15 protein-coding genes are annotated in these 15279 nt (G+C 65.3%); 11 read left to right on the top strand and 4 right to left on the bottom strand.

What is annotated here, in order from left to right; genetic code table 11:
• Nucleotides 1–12 precede the first annotated feature (12 nt).
• The 6 genes from RDV64_RS00225 (at nt 13) to RDV64_RS00200 (ending at nt 4791) form a co-directional block, all read left to right on the top strand.
• Nucleotides 13–606, top strand: a complete 594-nt coding sequence (locus RDV64_RS00225) for a GNAT family protein (RefSeq protein WP_309197282.1) — start codon at nt 13–15, stop codon at nt 604–606.
• 16 nt (nt 607–622) lie between these two features.
• Nucleotides 623–1255, top strand: coding sequence for a MarC family protein (locus RDV64_RS00220; protein WP_309197281.1), 633 nt, complete (start codon nt 623–625; stop codon nt 1253–1255).
• A 112-nt stretch (nt 1256–1367) separates the two neighbouring features.
• On the top strand, nt 1368–2615 hold the full coding sequence (locus tag RDV64_RS00215; protein ID WP_309197280.1) for an ABC transporter substrate-binding protein: 1248 nt from the start codon (nt 1368–1370) through the stop codon (nt 2613–2615).
• A gap of 218 nt (nt 2616–2833) precedes the next feature.
• The gene (locus RDV64_RS00210; protein WP_309197279.1) at nt 2834–3268 is read left to right on the top strand and encodes a DUF1489 domain-containing protein; all 435 of its coding nucleotides are present in this window, start codon (nt 2834–2836) and stop codon (nt 3266–3268) included.
• Nucleotides 3269–3310: 42 nt separating this feature from the next.
• Complete coding sequence (locus RDV64_RS00205; RefSeq protein ID WP_309197278.1) at nt 3311–4027, top strand: VWA domain-containing protein; 717 nt, start codon at nt 3311–3313, stop codon at nt 4025–4027.
• The gene (locus tag RDV64_RS00200; protein ID WP_309199584.1) at nt 4027–4791 is read left to right on the top strand and encodes a DnaJ domain-containing protein; all 765 of its coding nucleotides are present in this window, start codon (nt 4027–4029) and stop codon (nt 4789–4791) included. The genes RDV64_RS00205 and RDV64_RS00200 overlap by 1 nt, the downstream gene beginning before the upstream one ends.
• Before the next feature lie 101 nt (nt 4792–4892).
• Here the strand turns inward: RDV64_RS00200 and RDV64_RS00195 are convergent, their stop codons facing one another.
• Entirely contained in the window at nt 4893–6605 is a 1713-nt protein-coding gene (locus RDV64_RS00195; RefSeq protein ID WP_309197277.1) for a D-alanyl-D-alanine carboxypeptidase family protein, read from the bottom strand.
• A gap of 736 nt (nt 6606–7341) precedes the next feature.
• Between RDV64_RS00195 and clpS the strand changes: the two genes are divergently transcribed.
• The 5 genes from clpS (at nt 7342) to RDV64_RS00170 (ending at nt 12857) form a co-directional block, all read left to right on the top strand.
• A complete protein-coding gene (gene clpS / locus RDV64_RS00190) occupies nt 7342–7674 on the top strand; it encodes an ATP-dependent Clp protease adapter ClpS (RefSeq protein WP_309199582.1) in 333 nt (110 codons plus the stop codon).
• 9 nt (nt 7675–7683) lie between these two features.
• On the top strand, nt 7684–10098 hold the full coding sequence (clpA, locus tag RDV64_RS00185; RefSeq protein ID WP_375143784.1) for an ATP-dependent Clp protease ATP-binding subunit ClpA: 2415 nt from the start codon (nt 7684–7686) through the stop codon (nt 10096–10098).
• Nucleotides 10099–10225: 127 nt separating this feature from the next.
• Nucleotides 10226–11674: a calcium-binding protein gene (locus RDV64_RS00180; protein ID WP_309197276.1), complete on the top strand. Its 1449-nt coding sequence runs from the start codon at nt 10226–10228 to the stop codon at nt 11672–11674.
• Between the two features lie 104 nt (nt 11675–11778).
• Nucleotides 11779–12504: an AzlC family ABC transporter permease gene (locus tag RDV64_RS00175; protein WP_309197275.1), complete on the top strand. Its 726-nt coding sequence runs from the start codon at nt 11779–11781 to the stop codon at nt 12502–12504.
• Entirely contained in the window at nt 12501–12857 is a 357-nt protein-coding gene (locus tag RDV64_RS00170; RefSeq protein WP_309197274.1) for an AzlD domain-containing protein, read from the top strand. Before RDV64_RS00175 ends, RDV64_RS00170 begins: the two co-directional genes overlap by 4 nt.
• On the opposite strand, the gene RDV64_RS00165 is transcribed toward RDV64_RS00170, so the two are convergent.
• Genes RDV64_RS00165 through RDV64_RS00155 form a run of 3 tightly spaced genes read right to left on the bottom strand, consistent with a single transcriptional unit; the run spans nt 12844 to nt 15257 of the window.
• Nucleotides 12844–13272 (bottom strand): HIT family protein, encoded by a 429-nt coding sequence (locus RDV64_RS00165; RefSeq protein WP_309197273.1) that lies wholly within the window; start codon nt 13270–13272, stop codon nt 12844–12846. The genes RDV64_RS00170 and RDV64_RS00165 overlap by 14 nt on opposite strands.
• A gap of 31 nt (nt 13273–13303) precedes the next feature.
• A complete protein-coding gene (locus RDV64_RS00160) occupies nt 13304–14050 on the bottom strand; it encodes a sulfotransferase family 2 domain-containing protein (protein WP_309197272.1) in 747 nt (248 codons plus the stop codon).
• Entirely contained in the window at nt 14031–15257 is a 1227-nt protein-coding gene (locus RDV64_RS00155) for a GNAT family N-acetyltransferase (protein ID WP_309197271.1), read from the bottom strand. The genes RDV64_RS00160 and RDV64_RS00155 overlap by 20 nt, the downstream gene beginning before the upstream one ends.
• Nucleotides 15258–15279 lie beyond the last annotated feature (22 nt).

Genomic DNA, 15279 nt, shown 5'->3' with positions numbered 1-15279 from the left:
GAGGATACCACGATGACCCCCTGGCCCCCCACGGTTGCCCTTGACGGGCAAGCCGTCTCGCTGGTCCCGCTCGACCATGCCCACCACGATGCCCTGTGCGAGGCCAGCGCAGACGGCGAACTCTGGCGCCTCTGGTACACCGCGGTTCCGTCACCGGACGGCATGAAGGCGGAAATCGACCGCCGGCTCGGCCTCAGGGAAAAGGGCTCCATGCTGCCGTTCACCGTGCTGGACCCCGAAGGCCGGCCGGTCGGCATGACCACCTACATGAACATCGATGCCGCCAACCGGCGCGTGGAGATCGGCTCCACCTGGTATGCCCGGCGCGTCCAGCGCACTGCGCTCAACACGGAGGCGAAGCTTCTTTTGCTGGGCCATGCGTTTGAGGCGCTGGACGGCATTGCCGTCGAGTTCCGCACCCACCGGCTCAACCGGCAGAGCCGCAATGCCATCGAGCGGCTCGGCGCCCAGTTCGACGGGACGCTCCGCAACCACACCATCGGCGCAAACGGCATCTTGCGGGACACGGTGGTCTATTCGATCATTGCGTGTGAGTGGCCTGCGGTTAAAGCAAACCTTCAATGGCAGCTCGCCGCCCCCCGGTGAGCCAACGGAGGCGCTGGTGGACTACGAACTTTTCCTGAAATTCTTCGCCGCACTGTTCGCGATCATGAGCCCGGTCGCGAACTTGCCGGTGTTCCTGTCGCTGACCGCAGGGCGCCCGGTCGCCGAGCAGCGCAAGATTGCCGCCACCACCATTTTCGGCCTCGTCATCGGTTCCGTCGTCGTCGGCTTGGGCGGCAATGCGCTCCTCAACCTCTTCGGCCTCGGCGTCAACGATTTCCGCCTTGCGGGCGGCTTCCTGATCCTCCTCATCGCGCTCAACATGGTATCCGGCGAAAAGAGCCAGGCACACCATGGCTCGGCGTCGGAACGCCAGAACACCCCCAGGAACAACCCCGCCATCTACCCGCTCACGGTGCCGATCCTGCTTGGCCCCGGCACCATCTCCACCATGATCATCTTTCGCGCACAGGCGCATGGCGTGGCCGGCGATATCGCCTACGTTGCGGCCGTTGCCGGGGCGATCGGGCTCCTGGCGATCGCGTTCTTCGCCGCGCCCTTCCTGTCGCGGGTGCTGGGGCAGACGGCAGTTGCCATCATGAGCCGGCTGATGGGCATGATCCTCGCCGCAATCGCCATGGAGATGATGGTGGGCAGTTTGAAGGCGCTGCTCCCCGGCCTAGCCGGCTGACACGGCGAAAATCAGACGCTACGCAATCCTCCGTTGTTGGGGAAGGGCAACTTGCGTCTACCTTGAAGGTCCATGCGGCGTCAGATCGCATCAAACATTCGGGAGGAAACGAATGATCAGGACCTTGCTTTCCACGGTGGCCGCAACCGCGCTGCTCACCGGTGCTGCCGTTGCGCAGGACAGCGACCCCATCAAGATCGGCTTCATGGCGACGCTCGAAGGCACCTACACCGTGCTTGGCGAAGACGGTCTGCGCGGCTTTCGCCTTGCGCTGAAGCAGGCAGACGATGAGGCCGGCGGCCGCAAGATCGAATATGTGATCGCGCCGACCGACGCTTCGCCGGACAGCGCCGTCCGGGCCGCCCGCAAGCTCATCGAGCAGGACGAGGTCGACTTCATCATTGGCCCGCTGTCCGGCTCCGAGGGCATCGCGCTGCGTGACCTTGCCAAGGAATATCCGGACGTCACCATCATCAACGGCGCATCCGGCGCGCAGGAAACCACTTATGTGGACTCCGCGCCCAACTTCTTCCGCTTCAACATGGACGGCGCGCAGTGGGGCGTCGGCCTTGGCGAATACGTCGCCAACGAGAAGGGCTGGAAGTACGTCGCCTCCGTGGCGGAGGATTATTCGTTCGCCTACACCAACTTCCTCGGCTTCGCCCACGGCTTCTGCGAAGCGGGCGGCGAGATCGTGGAGCGCCTGTGGGTGCCCCTCGGCACCAAGGACTTCTCGTCCATCATTGCCGCGCTCCCTGACGATGTGGACGCCGTCTATCTCGGCCTTGGCGGCGGCGATGCGGTCAACTTCCTCAACCAGTACCAGCAGGCTGGCGGCGACGCGAACCTCATCGGCGGCACCATCATGGTGGACGGTACGGTGCTCTCCTCCAAGGGCAGCGCAAAGGCGGCGCTCGTCGGGACCCCGGCATCCGGCCCGCAGGCCGACACCTGGGACGATCCCAAGTGGCAGGAATACGTAAAGGCCTATCAGGACGCCTTCCCGCCCGAGGAACGCTTCCCGTCGCCCTCGCTCCTCGCCACCGCCTACTACAACTCCACCGAAGCGGCGCTCCAGTGCCTCGACCAGGTGAACGGCGAACTGCCCAAGGGCCAGGAAGCCTTCCGCCAGTGCCTGTCCTCCATCGAGCTTGATGCCCCCAACGGCAAGATCACGCTGGACGACAACCGCCAGGCAATCGGCTCCAACTTCGTGATCGAGGTGATTGAGGGCGATGACGGCAACCTTGCCACCAAGATGGTCAACAAGGTTGACGGCATCACCCAGACACTGAACATGGAAAAGGCCGATTTCGACAAGCTGGGCCGTCCGGGCCGCGACGTTCCCGACTGCGGCTGACCGCTCGTCGGCGACCGAGATAGGCGAGGGGCCCTGAGCCCTTCGCCGTGCGGGGCGACCGCCCCGCCAACTGGCGCGCTGACCTTCGTGGTCGGCGCGCTTTTCGATTCCTGCGGGAGCGTGCGGCATCGACAACGGGGGATAGCGGGGCAAATCCTGTGGATGCCCGTCGGCCATATGCTTGCCCCGGCGCCATTTGTGCCGCCAACCTTGTCGCCATGGCGTTGCATTTGCTGAAACTTGCGGTCGGGGCGGAAAGCCTCGATTCCCTCAGGGCCTGGGTGGCCCAGCAGGCGGCTGCGTCGGCGGCCGCAGGCGGCCCCCGGGTCTCCCGCGCGAAAACCCGGATGTCACCCAAGCGGGTGGACGAGGTGCTGGCCGGCGGCAGCCTCTACTGGGTCATCAAGGGCGCGCTGCAGGGCCGGCAGGAAATCGTGGGCTTCGAGCCGTTCAACGACGAGAACGGGATCAAGCGTCTCCACATCATGCTGGAGCCGGAGGTGATTGCGGTGCGCCCGCGGCCCTGCCGTCCGTTTCAGGGCTGGCGCTACCTGACGCCGGAGGACGCGCCGGCCGATTGGCGGGCCATCGACCTCGACGATGACATCCCTGCGACGATGCGCCGGGAGCTGATGGAGCTGTGCCTGATCTGACAACCCTTTGTCGGTTGGCACCAAGCGCTCTATCTATGGGTTGTGAACAAAGACAACCGCACCCCCACCACGGCCGGCACCACCGGCTCATCGCGTCGTGAGATCGACGAGTTTCTGGCGCGCGCCAGCACCATTGCACCGGCGCCTGCGGGCGGCCGCGGCCGGCTGATGTTTGCGCTGGACGCAACCATGAGCCGGCAACCCAGCTGGGACAAAGCCTGCGCCATCCAGGGCGAGATGTTCACCGAGGCCGGCAAGGTGGGCGGGCTGGACATGCAGCTCGTCTATTTTCGCGGATTTGGCGAATGCCGGGCCTCCAAATGGATTTCCGACGGGGAGAAGCTCGGCGGGCTCATGAGCCGGATCGACTGCCGCGGCGGCCGCACGCAGATCGGCAAGGTTCTGGTCCGGGCGCTGGAAGAGACCCGCAAGGCACCCGTTCAGGCGCTGGTCTATATCGGTGATGCCATGGAAGAAAATGTCGACATCCTGTGCGCGCGCGCTGGTGAGCTTGGCTTGAAACGCGTGCCGATGTTCCTGTTTCAGGAGCGGGGCGACCGTGCGGCCACCAGCGCCTTCAAGGAAATGGCACGCCTGACACGCGGTGCACACCTGTCGTTCGACAGTTCGGCGAGCGCAGAGCTTGCGCGGCTGTTGAAGGCTGTGGCGGTGTATGCAGCCGGCGGCCACAAGGCGCTGGCCGATCGCAGCCGTGGCGGCGATGCCGGCGCGCGCCTTCTTCTCGACAAGTTGTCGTGATGCCGCTTCTCCTGTTCCTGCCCCTCATTTTGGGCGTTGCCGCCATTGTAGGCTGCACGTTTGCGGTGCGCTGGTTCGTCAACGCCAACCCGGCGCGGCTGGCCCAGCATGCCCAAAAGGGCGGAAGCGTGGTGCTGCTGGTGGTCGGCGCGTTGCTGCTGATGCGCGGGCAGACGATGCTGGGCGGCAGTCTGATTGCGGCCGGGCTCGGCAAACTCGGCCGCAGCGGCGGATTTGGTGGCTTTTCGGGCGGGATGGGCGGCTTTGGCGGTGCGCACGGCGCCCGGCGGGGCACGCCGAAGGGCGGTCAGGCCTCAACCGTCCGCACGGCACGGCTGGATGCGACGCTGGATCACGACACCGGCGAGATTGACGCAGAAATTCTGGCCGGCCGCCACCAGGGCCGTCAGTTCAGCACGATGAGCGCAGCGGATGTTCTGGACGTATGGGCCGATTGCGCCGACGATTCAGAGAGCCGTCTCATCGTTGAAGCTTATCTCGACCGCCGGATGCCCGAGTGGCGTGAGCACGTCCAGCGAAATGGTGACGGTGGGGCGGGCGCATCGGGCGGTTCTGGCAGCAGCGGCGCCATGACCGAAAAAGACGCCTACGAAGTTCTTGGACTTCAGCCCGGCGCCAGCGAGGCGGAGATCCGAGCAAGCCACCGCCGCATGATGAAGAAGATGCATCCCGACCAGGGGGGATCCACCGTCCTTGCGGCGCGGTTGAACGAAGCCAAGGACATCCTTCTTAGGCGCCGCTAGGGCTTTGTCGGCAGGGGACGAAGACGCGAGACTCTGGGACATGGGTACGCAACTCGGCTTACTGGCGCCGAGCGCGTCCTGCAGTGGACCCGGTTGGCGCGTTACATCGACACCGCCCAACATGGACGGTTGTGGTTAGCGAACCGTTTGCAAGTTTCGTTGGCTTCGCGCTTTGTTGCGAAGCCTGCGAACCGCGCCCGGTAGAGCGTGCCGCGTTCGGTGGCCACGGGAAGCGTGACCCTTTGGCGCGCGGATACTGCCGGAACCACCTTTGCGGCGGAGCTCAGGAGCGCTGCCGCTTCGTGCGGGCTTCCCACTGCACCGACCTGAATCTGCCAGCCGGAGGGGTCGGTGGCGGCTGCCACTTGTGTGACGAGCACCGGTGATTCGATCCGGCGGCGCTTTGCCTCCAGCGCTGCGCGTCCATCCAGTTCACCAGCCGGCGCGGCTTGCGAAGAGCCGGCGAGGATGGTGGTGGCATCTCCCTTCAGGCTGCGCGCAACGGAGTCCCGCGCGCGGGTGATGGCGCTGAGCAGCACCTGACGCCCGACAGTATCCGTCTCGTCTTGTGTGAAGGTTGCAAATGCCAGCTCCACGCGCCTGTCCCCGCGCGGCGCGTCTTCGGCTCCGGAGCCGTCCTTTTCGCTGGCGACGGCCACGGCAATAATTTCGTTTGCGCCGCTGCGGGCGGCCATCGTCTCCGCGGCAGAGGGGAGGGGGGCCGGTGCGGGAAGGCCGGCGCCGCGGGCCTCTGCAATGACGGAGCGCAAGGTGTCGCCGGCCGCAACCTCGGTGGCTGCCGGAGCGGCAATTGTGGTGCGGGCGCTGGCGGCGAATGCCAGAAGCTGATCGGCAATGGCGTCGCCGTCATCCTCTTTGGCCTTCACGCGCGCTGCGAAAAGAACGGAGCGGCTGGGCTTGGCCAGCGGGGTCGGCGCTGGCTCCGCGTCGTTGAAGGCGAACACGGGCAGTGGCGTGCCGACGGTGGCCTTGGGAATGAAGCGAGCGATCAGCTCCTTCATGTGCTTGTTCCGGCTGGCGCCGGTGCGTCCGCCCATTACCACTGCAACCAGGTGTTTGCCGTCCCGGCGCACCGAGGTGACGAGGTTGAAGCCAGAGGCGTTGATGTAGCCGGTCTTGATGCCGTCGACCCCTTCGACGCGGCCTAGGAGCTTGTTGTGGTTGCCGTAGCGGCGCTTCCCGTACTGGAACACGCGGGTCTGGAACACGCCGTAATATTGCGGAAAATCCCGCTGGATGGCGATGCCGAGCTGGGTCATGTCCACCGCGGTGGTGTGCTGGCCGGCATTGGGCAGGCCGTTGGCATTGCGGAACACAGTGTCGGTCATGCCGATGCGCTTGGCGGTTTCGGTCATGCGGCGCGCAAAAGCCGCTTCCGAGCCCTCGATGTGCTCGGCCACAATGACCGCAACGTCGTTGGCGGACTTGGTGACCAGCGCCTTGATCGCATCGCGCACGGCAATGCTCTGGCCGGGGCGGAAGCCGATCTTCGACGGCGGACGGCCAGCGGCATATTTGGACGCGACCATCTCGGTGCCGAACTTCAGGCGGCCGGCGGCCAGCTCCTCGAAGATGATGTAGCAGGTCATGATCTTGGTCAGCGAGGCGGGATAGCGCTGCTCGGTGGCCTGGTCGGCGTAGAGCGCCTTGCCTGCGTTCACGTCGTAAACATAGCCGGCATACTTCGAATTTGCCTGTGCCGGGGCGGCAGACAGGCCAAACGAGAATAAGAGCGCAGCGGCAAATTGCACGGCGCGCAGGGAGATGCGGGGCGAAGAGAGAGTCGCGTGCATACGGTCCTTCAGCGCTTCGGCAGCGACGGCATTGTCGCTTCAGCCGACGGTTCGTGGGCAGACACGCGCTCGACAGGACACCGTGAGGCGTTCATGTCACCTGAACCATCATGGTTGAAAACCGGTATACATAATCAAGCTGGATGTACGCTTGTGTCGGCACCCGGCGCAACACCTGCCGCGGCCCCGGGGCAAACCGCCCGCAACGCGGTTGATTCCGCGGTGAGCGAGCCGAAGGCTTTTGCACCGCCGACTCAGCCCCGCGCAATGTTCGGATGCGACACTTGGTCAGGCGACGTGTCCACAGGGCCTCGCAAGGAATGCGCGCTTTTGCGTTTCCGGTCGGCTTGTGGTGCCCTGGCTGTCGGCCGCGCTGTCAGCGCCAATCTGCCACGCGGCCAAGTTCCACCGTTGCGCACGGCGACGAATGGCTTAACATTGGCGCAAGACACGCCACATGGTTCGACGGCAGGGGCCGGCAGGCCGCTTGCGCGTTGACGAGCGAACACCCAGGATGGCGATCATGGAAAGCCTTCCGCATGCATCTGAGGCGGAGAGTGATGAAGCCCCACCGGCATCAGCGCTCAGGAACGCACGGCTTGAATTTTTGAAGTTTACGAACCACCTGAAGACAGTCATGTCATGGCGCGCCCTATCGGCGATGTGGCAGGCCACGCCCGTAGCCACGGGCGCTGAAACCGATCCGTCCGTCCGCCTCCGGCGCGAAAGCGTCGCCATGGCGGGCAAGGACGACAAGAACGACGATGGCCGCGATCCCGGCACGCTGGTCATCACCCGCACCAAGCCGGCGACAAAACGCCCGAACATGTATCGGGTGCTCATCTTGAACGACGACTACACCCCAATGGAATTCGTCGTGCACGTTCTGGAACGTTTTTTCCAGAAATCGCGCGAGGAAGCCACCCGCGTCATGCTTCATGTTCACCACCACGGCGTCGGCGAATGCGGCGTTTACACTTACGAAGTGGCGGAAACAAAGGTGACGCAGGTGATGGACTTTGCCCGCAAGCATCAGCATCCTCTCCAATGTGTGATGGAGAAGAAGTGAGGAGCGAGAATGCCGTCATTCTCTCGTAGTCTGGAAAAGGCTCTACATCAGGCGCTCGCCGCCGCGAATGAACGTCGCCAGGAGTATGCGACGCTCGAACATCTTCTTCTCGCCCTCGTCGACGATCAGGATGCCGCGGCCGTGATGAAGGCCTGCAATGTGGATCTCGACCGCCTGCGTCGGGACCTGGCCGAATATATCGACGCCGAACTCGACAATCTGGTCATCGACAACGATGACGATTCAAAACCCACCGCCAGTTTCCAGCGCGTGATCCAGCGTGCGGTGATCCACGTCCAGAGCTCCGGGCGGGAAGAGGTGACGGGCGCAAACGTCCTCGTCGCGATCTTCGCCGAACGGGAAAGCCATGCCGCCTATTTCCTGCAGGAGCAGGAGATGACGCGCTACGACGCGGTGAACTACATCAGCCACGGCATCGCCAAGCGGGCGGGCATGGAGCCCGGCCGCACCCGCGAGACCGACGAGGAAACGACGCCCGAGGACAGCGGCCCCAAGCGCAAGACCGACGCGCTGGAGGCGTATTGCGTCAACCTCAACGAGAAGGCCAAGGCCGGCAAGGTCGATCCCCTGATCGGCCGTGCCAACGAGGTGCGCCGCACGATCCAGGTCCTCTGCCGCCGGCAGAAGAACAACCCGCTGTTCGTGGGCGACCCCGGCGTCGGCAAGACCGCCATCGCCGAAGGCCTCGCCAAGCGCATTACCGAAGCGGACGTCCCCGAGGTGCTGCTGGAGTCCACCATCTTCGCGCTCGACATGGGCGCGCTCCTGGCCGGCACGCGCTACCGCGGTGATTTCGAGGAGCGGCTGAAGCAGGTCGTCAAGGAGATCGAGGAGTATCCGGGCGCCATCATGTTCATCGACGAGATCCACACCGTGATCGGTGCGGGTGCAACGTCGGGCGGCGCGATGGATGCCTCCAACCTCCTCAAGCCGGCGCTCTCGTCCGGTGCGATCAAGTGCATCGGGTCGACCACCTACAAGGAATACCGCCAGTTCTTCGAGAAGGACCGGGCCCTCGTCCGGCGCTTCCAGAAGATCGACGTGGCGGAGCCGACGGTGGATGACGCCATCGAGATCCTGATCGGCCTCAAGCCGCGTTACGAAGAGTTCCACAAGCTGAAATACAGCAACGAGGCCATCAAGTCGGCTGTGGAGCTCAGCCACCGCTACATCAACGACCGCAAGCTGCCGGACAAGGCGATCGACGTGATCGACGAAACCGGGGCCTCGCAGATGCTGGTGCCCCAGAACGAACGCCGCAAGACGGTGACGGTGAAGGACATCGAGGCCACGGTGGCCACGATGGCGCGCATTCCGCCAAAGTCGGTGTCGAAGGACGATGCGGAGGTGCTCCTCAACATCGAAGCCAACCTCAAGCGGGTGGTCTACGGCCAGGAATCGGCCATCGACGTGTTGTCTTCCGCCATCAAGCTTGCGCGAGCAGGCCTGCGCGAACCCAACAAGCCGATCGGCTCTTACCTGTTCTCCGGCCCCACCGGCGTCGGCAAGACGGAAGCGGCCAAGCAGCTTGCCGAGCTGATGGGCGTGGAGCTCCTGCGCTTCGACATGTCGGAGTACATGGAGCGGCACACGGTGAGCCGCCTCATCGGCGCGCCTCCGGGCTATGTCGGCTTCGACCAGGGTGGCCTGCTCACCGACGGTGTCGACCAGCATCCACACTGCGTGCTCCTGCTGGACGAGATCGAGAAGGCGCACCCGGATCTGTTCAACATCCTGCTCCAGGTCATGGATCACGGGAAGCTGACGGACCACAACGGCAAGCAGGTGGACTTCCGCAACGTCGTCCTCATCATGACGACCAATGCGGGCGCTGCCGATCTTGCCAAGGCCCCCATCGGCTTCAACCGTGCTCGCCGCGAGGGCGAGGACCTGGAAGCCATCAACAAGCTGTTCACGCCGGAATTCCGCAACCGGCTTGATGCGATCGTCCCGTTCAGCCCGCTGCCGGCGGACGTCGTCCACCGCGTGGTGGAGAAGTTCGTGATGCAGCTGGAGGCCCAGCTTGCCGACCGCAACGTGACGTTCGAGCTGACCGAAGACGCTGTCGCGTGGCTTGCGGCAGAAGGCTACGACGAGAAGATGGGCGCCCGTCCGCTGGGCCGCGTGATCCAGGAGCACATCAAGCGGCCGCTGGCCGATCAGGTGCTGTTCGGCGATCTCAAGCACGGCGGCACCGTCAAGGTGAAGGTCGAGGTTGACGAGGACGGCAAGAAGTCCCTCGCGCTTGAAGCGATTGCCGACCCGGAGCCCCGCCACTCGGTTGAAGACGACGGTGACGAGGGCGACGGCGGTGACGATGACGGCCCCGCACCCGAGCCCACCGCGGACGGTGGTGCCGGGGGATCGTCGATCATGCCGCGGGTGCCATTGTCCTCCCGCTAGAGGACAGCGTGGCGACACATTGAGATGCAACGAGGCGGCGGGGGACCCTGCCGCCTCGTTTGTGTGCAGTGGCTGATGGCGTGACGGGTTCAACACCATCGCGCTTCACAAGATGAGATGATTGCGTATGGCCTCGCGCGGCACCTACTCCGATTATTTCGATGCGCTCGCCATGCGCGAATCCAGCGACAATTATGCCGCCGTCAGTTCGCTCGGCTATCTTGGCCGCTACCAGCTGAGCGAGCCGGCCCTGCAGGAAATCGGCTACTACGCCGGGGACAGCACCGCTGCGCAGGATTTCGTCGGCCGCTGGACGGGACGGGGCGGGATCAACTCCAAAGCCGATTTTCTGGGCAGCCCCGCTGTGCAGGACGCGGCCGCCCGCGAATACACCGCCTGGAACTGGGATACGCTGAGCCAATACGGCTACAATGTCTACGCCGGGCAGACGCTCAATGGGCATCGCATGACGCTCTCCGGCATTCTGGGCGCAACATGGCTCGTGGGTTTCGCCGGCATGCGCGCGTTTCTGGACAGCGGGGGCACGTCGGCAAGGGCGGATGGCTACGGCACGTCGATGCTGGAATATCTCAGCCTCTTCAACGATTTTCAGACCCCTTCGGCCTTTGCCAGCGGGCTCAACGGCCACAACTACATTGAAGGCGGCGCCGGCAATGACGGCCTTCGCGGCCTTGGCGGCGATGACACGCTGGCCGGCGCCGGGGGCCGCGACACCGCCTATTTCCGGGGCGAGGCCAGCGCATACACCCTCACGCGCGAAGGCGGCAGCGTGCGCGTGGCCCACGAAGGTGGCAGCGGGCGCGACGGCACAGATATTCTGACGGGCATCGAGGTTGCAGCCTTCGCCGACCGGCTGGTGGACCTCAGCGATTTCGATCCCGTGGGCGACCCTGCTGGCCGGGACGGTGCGCGCATTGTGGGGACAGCGGATGCCGACCGGCTGACCGGAACGCGCGGCGACGATGTCATGCGCGGCCTCAGCGGGCGCGACGTGCTGCGCGGCCGCGGCGGCGACGACCGCATCGACACCGGCGCTGCGGCGGACGTTGCGGCAGGGGGCGGCGGCGCCGATACGCTGCGCGGCAGTTTCGGCAATGACCGGCTCTACGGTGGCCCCGGCGACGATGCCCTCCGCGGCGAACCGGGGCGGGACGTTCTCTCCGGCGGTCCGGGTGCTGACTGGCTGAGCGGCGGCAGCGCCAATGACAGGCTGGCGGGCGGTGCGGGCGGGGACCGCCTGTTCGGCAATGCGGGGCATGATCGGCTGTCCGGCGGCGGGGGCGACGACGTTCTGTCCGGTGGTCCGGGGCGCGACCGGCTTGCCGGCGGGGCCGGCAATGATGTGTTCACCTTTGCCCCCGGCACCGGGCGCGACGTGATTGCGGATTTTGCCGCCGGCGACCGGATCGACCTGTCGGCATTCCCCGGCATCGCCGGTCTTGCCGACGTGCGGATCGACCCCCGTGGCAGCGGCGTTACGCTGTTTGCAGGCAACGCGGTCATTGTCCTCCCCGGCGCAAATCCCGGCGACCTCGACGGCGCATTCTTGTTCTGATCCTTGCCCCGAGGGGGACTTTGGGCGTATCCGCGAACCGGTTCGGCGCGCCAGTGCCGCCACCGGCCGGTAGCGCCGGCACCGAACAAGGGCTTTCCCGCGCCATGGACGAGACAACCGCCGCTGCTGCCCGCTCGCCGTTCGGCTGGTTCTTGCGCGGCGCACTGGCGGCATTCTCCATTCCCGCGCTTGTGTTGATGGCGGCGCAGATCGGCTTTGCCGCGCTGGCGCGCGAGGCCGGCTTTTCTCTTGGCGAAACGCTGGCGCTGACCGTGCTTGTCTGGGCGCTGCCAAGTCAGGCTGTGTTTGTGGGGCTGGTGGGGAGCGGCGCGTCGCTGGCGGCAACGGCCCTTGCAGTGGGTCTGTCGGCGGTCCGCTTCATGCCGATGGTGATGTCCTGGGTGCCGGTGGTGCGGGGGCCTCGGACGCGGCGCTGGCAGCTTCTGGCGGTGTCCTGGTTTGTGGCGATCACGGCGTGGGTGTTTGCCATGGCGCGGCTACCAGAGATCGCGCGACCCCAACGCCTGCCATTTTTCGCCGGCTTTGCGGTGACGCTGACCGGGCTCAACGGCGCGGCCGTCATCATGGCCTACAACGCGCTCGGTGCGATGCCGGACCTTCTGGCCGCAGCGCTCGTCTTCCTCACGCCCATCTATTTTCTACTCGCCCTGTGGGGGGCTGCGCGCTCCCGCGCAGACGTTCTGGCTCTGGCGGCCGGTCTGGTGCTGGGGCCACCCTTTGCGGTGCTGGTCCCCGAGGCCGATCTTCTGGTGGCCGGCCTTGTGGGCGGCACGGCAGCCTACGGCATCGGCCGGGTGCTGCGGTCATGAGCGAGATTGCCGAACCGTCCGTCTGGGGCCTCAGCCCCATTGTCGCAATCCTTGTGGCGGCGGCGCTGCCGACGCACATCTGGCGCTGGCTGGGCGTTCTGTTCGCCGGGCGGATGGACGAGACGTCGGAGGTGTTCGTGTGGGTCAAGGCCGTGGCGACGGCGCTGGTGGCAGCGCTCATCGCAAAGCTGATCCTGATGCCGACGGGGCCGCTGGGGCTTCTGCCCGCGAGCGTGCGTGTGGGGGCGGCGCTGCTCGCGCTTGGCGTTTACGTCGCTGCGGGCAAGCGGCTCGCCATCGGCATTGCCGCCGGCGAGCTGGTCATTGTGGCAGCCTGGCTCAGTCTTCGTTGAAGGCAGCGCGCAGCTTGTCTGCGTTCGCCTTCACTTTTTCGGCCGGCGCAATATCGGTGGAGTGCGGCGCCAGCGGTGTGCCCTCAAAGCGCGGCAGAACATGCCAGTGGGTGTGAAACACCATCTGACCTCCGGCACCTTCCACAAAGTGCTGGATGGTTATCCCATCGGCCTCGAAGGCGCGCTTGGATGCCCGCGCCACCTTCTGGACGGTGGCGACGCAGCTGGCCAGATCGGCAGGCGCCATGTCGAGGATGTTGCGTGAGGGGGCCTTGGGCAGCACCAGCGCATGGCCGTCCACCCGCGGCATGATATCCATGATGACGAGTGTGTTGTCGTCCTCGTAGACAGTTTCGGAGGGCATATCGCCGCGCAGGATCTTGGCGAAGATATTGTCGGGATCGTAATCAGTCATCGTTCGTCCTTGGTGATCCTGAGAGGCGGGGTCAGACCGGGGCGCCGAAGCGTCGCGCGAGATGGGCAATGTTGTTCCTGTACCGCGCACGCCGCTTGGTGTCGCGGACGCCGAGGCGGCGGATCGCAAGCTCCATCGCCAGCGAATACAGCGCCAGATCTGCGGTGAGATGGGGCGCCATCGCAGCGCGGGTTTCAATGTCGACGACGGGTTTTTTCGTGTTCACGTTGGCGCGGTGCGACGTGTCGCTGAGGCCCAGCAGCGCGATCATCGATTCAAACAGCTCGGTCACGCCCAGAAAGCCCACCTGCCGCGGGTCCAGCGGCTCCAGATAATTGGACTGGAAATTGCTGATGGCCGGAAGCTGGACGAACTCGTCGATCGAATAATCATGCTCGCGCATCCGGGCGTGCATCTTGCCGCCTTCGGGCAGGGACCGCACGAAATGGTAGCGCGACAACGTCTGCTCGATGGGCTCCCGCAGGAACACATAATATTGCTTCGGGTTGGGGACGGCCTTCAGGAGCGCGCGCGCCCGGATGTGGCCGTGGAGACAGGTGATGCCACTCTCGGCCAGCGCGTTGAGGCGCTCTGCCGTCACGTCCTGCGGATCGACCCGCAGCATCGGGTGGGTGCGCTCGTCGTTCGCACCATAATACAGCGCAAAGCCTTCGCCGTGGCGGCGCCGCAGGATCTCGCCAAACCGCGTTCCGGCCGTTTTCTGGATATGGATCGAGAGGATGAGCCGGTCTTTCGGCTCAAGGGTCTTGTGGGGCACGGCCATCTTTCCGGAAGGGGGCGTAGCTGTTCAACACTTCGTTCTGGTGTTCCACGGCACGCCGTTCGTTTTCGAGGTAGTGCGCGACCGCGTCACGCAAGCCGGGGTGCAGCAAATAGTGGGCCGAGCGTGTCTGGGAGGCTTCGTAGCCGCGGGCGAGCTTGTGTTCACCCTGCGCACCCGCTTCCACCCGGACCAGCCCGTGCTCGATGGCGAAATCTATTGCCTGATAATAGCAAACCTCAAAATGAAGGAAGGGGTGTTCTTCCACACAGCCCCAATAACGCCCGAAAAGGGTTTCCGATCCGATGAGGTTGAGCGCGCCGGCAATGGGCCTGCCATCGCGCTCGGCAAGCATCAGGCAGACCGAAGCGCCGACACGCTCGCCCAGAAGCGAGAAGAAATTCCGGTTGAGGTAGGGCCGCCCCCACTTGCGCGACCCCGTCTCGGTATAAAAATCGTAGAAGGCGTCCCAATGGGCTTCGGTGATGTCGGCGCCGGTCAGCCAGCGGATCTTGATGCCGGTGGCCAGAGCATCGCGCCGCTCGCGCTTGACCTGCTTGCGCTTGCGGGAGGCGAGAGCGGCCAGAAAATCGTCGAAAGTGGCGTAGCCGCGGTTTTCCCAGTGGAACTGCGTGTCGTGGCGGGCAAGGTAGTCCGCGCCGGTGAGGGCCTCGTAATCCGCAGGCTCGGTGAACGTGACATGGACGGAGGATGCGCCGGTTTGCTCGGCAAGCGCAACGAGCGCGCGGGCAAGGATGCTGCGGCGGTTCTTCACGTCGGTATCGCCCACCAGAAGCCGCGGCCCCTGCGCCGGGGTGAACGGGACCGAGACCTGCACCTTGGGGTAATATTGCCCCCCCGCGCGCTCATAGGCGTCGGCCCAGCCATAGTCGAACACGTACTCGCCTTGGCTGTGGGCCTTGAGGTAGGCGGGGGCTGCGGCAATGAGCGCGCCGCCCGCATCGCGGATCAGGATGTGGCGCGGCCGCCAGCCGCTGCGCCCGCCGACGCAGCCGGCATCCTCCAGGCATTTCAGAAAATCATGGCTGACGAAGGGGTTGAAGGCACCGGCACCGGCACCGTCATGCAGCCGTGTCGGCTTGCCGAGAGGGCCGACACTCCAGCCGGGGTTGGCAAGAGCGTCCCATTCGGCTTTCGCCACAGCTTCCAGGCCACCGGCGGCTTCGATGGTGAGCGCATCCATGGGCCAATCCTTTCCGAGACGT

It is taken from the genome of Acuticoccus sp. MNP-M23, assembly GCF_031195445.1.
Classification (GTDB): domain Bacteria; phylum Pseudomonadota; class Alphaproteobacteria; order Rhizobiales; family Amorphaceae; genus Acuticoccus.
This window is presented reverse-complemented; position numbering and strand designations above follow the sequence as displayed.

Excerpts from the sequence above, each read along its gene's own strand:
- RDV64_RS00225 (WP_309197282.1), top strand. The coding sequence starts at position 13 with ATGACCCCCTGGCCCCCCACGGTTGCCCTTGACGGGCAAGCCGTCTCG.
- RDV64_RS00215 (WP_309197280.1), top strand. The coding sequence starts at position 1,368 with ATGATCAGGACCTTGCTTTCCACGGTGGCCGCAACCGCGCTGCTCACC.
- RDV64_RS00210 (WP_309197279.1), top strand. The coding sequence starts at position 2,834 with ATGGCGTTGCATTTGCTGAAACTTGCGGTCGGGGCGGAAAGCCTCGAT.
- RDV64_RS00200 (WP_309199584.1), top strand. The coding sequence starts at position 4,027 with ATGCCGCTTCTCCTGTTCCTGCCCCTCATTTTGGGCGTTGCCGCCATT.
- RDV64_RS00195 (WP_309197277.1), bottom strand. The coding sequence starts at position 6,605 with ATGCACGCGACTCTCTCTTCGCCCCGCATCTCCCTGCGCGCCGTGCAA.
- clpS (WP_309199582.1), top strand. The coding sequence starts at position 7,342 with ATGGCGGGCAAGGACGACAAGAACGACGATGGCCGCGATCCCGGCACG.
- clpA (WP_375143784.1), top strand. The coding sequence starts at position 7,684 with ATGCCGTCATTCTCTCGTAGTCTGGAAAAGGCTCTACATCAGGCGCTC.
- RDV64_RS00180 (WP_309197276.1), top strand. The coding sequence starts at position 10,226 with ATGGCCTCGCGCGGCACCTACTCCGATTATTTCGATGCGCTCGCCATG.
- RDV64_RS00175 (WP_309197275.1), top strand. The coding sequence starts at position 11,779 with ATGGACGAGACAACCGCCGCTGCTGCCCGCTCGCCGTTCGGCTGGTTC.
- RDV64_RS00170 (WP_309197274.1), top strand. The coding sequence starts at position 12,501 with ATGAGCGAGATTGCCGAACCGTCCGTCTGGGGCCTCAGCCCCATTGTC.
- RDV64_RS00165 (WP_309197273.1), bottom strand. The coding sequence starts at position 13,272 with ATGACTGATTACGATCCCGACAATATCTTCGCCAAGATCCTGCGCGGC.
- RDV64_RS00155 (WP_309197271.1), bottom strand. The coding sequence starts at position 15,257 with ATGGATGCGCTCACCATCGAAGCCGCCGGTGGCCTGGAAGCTGTGGCG.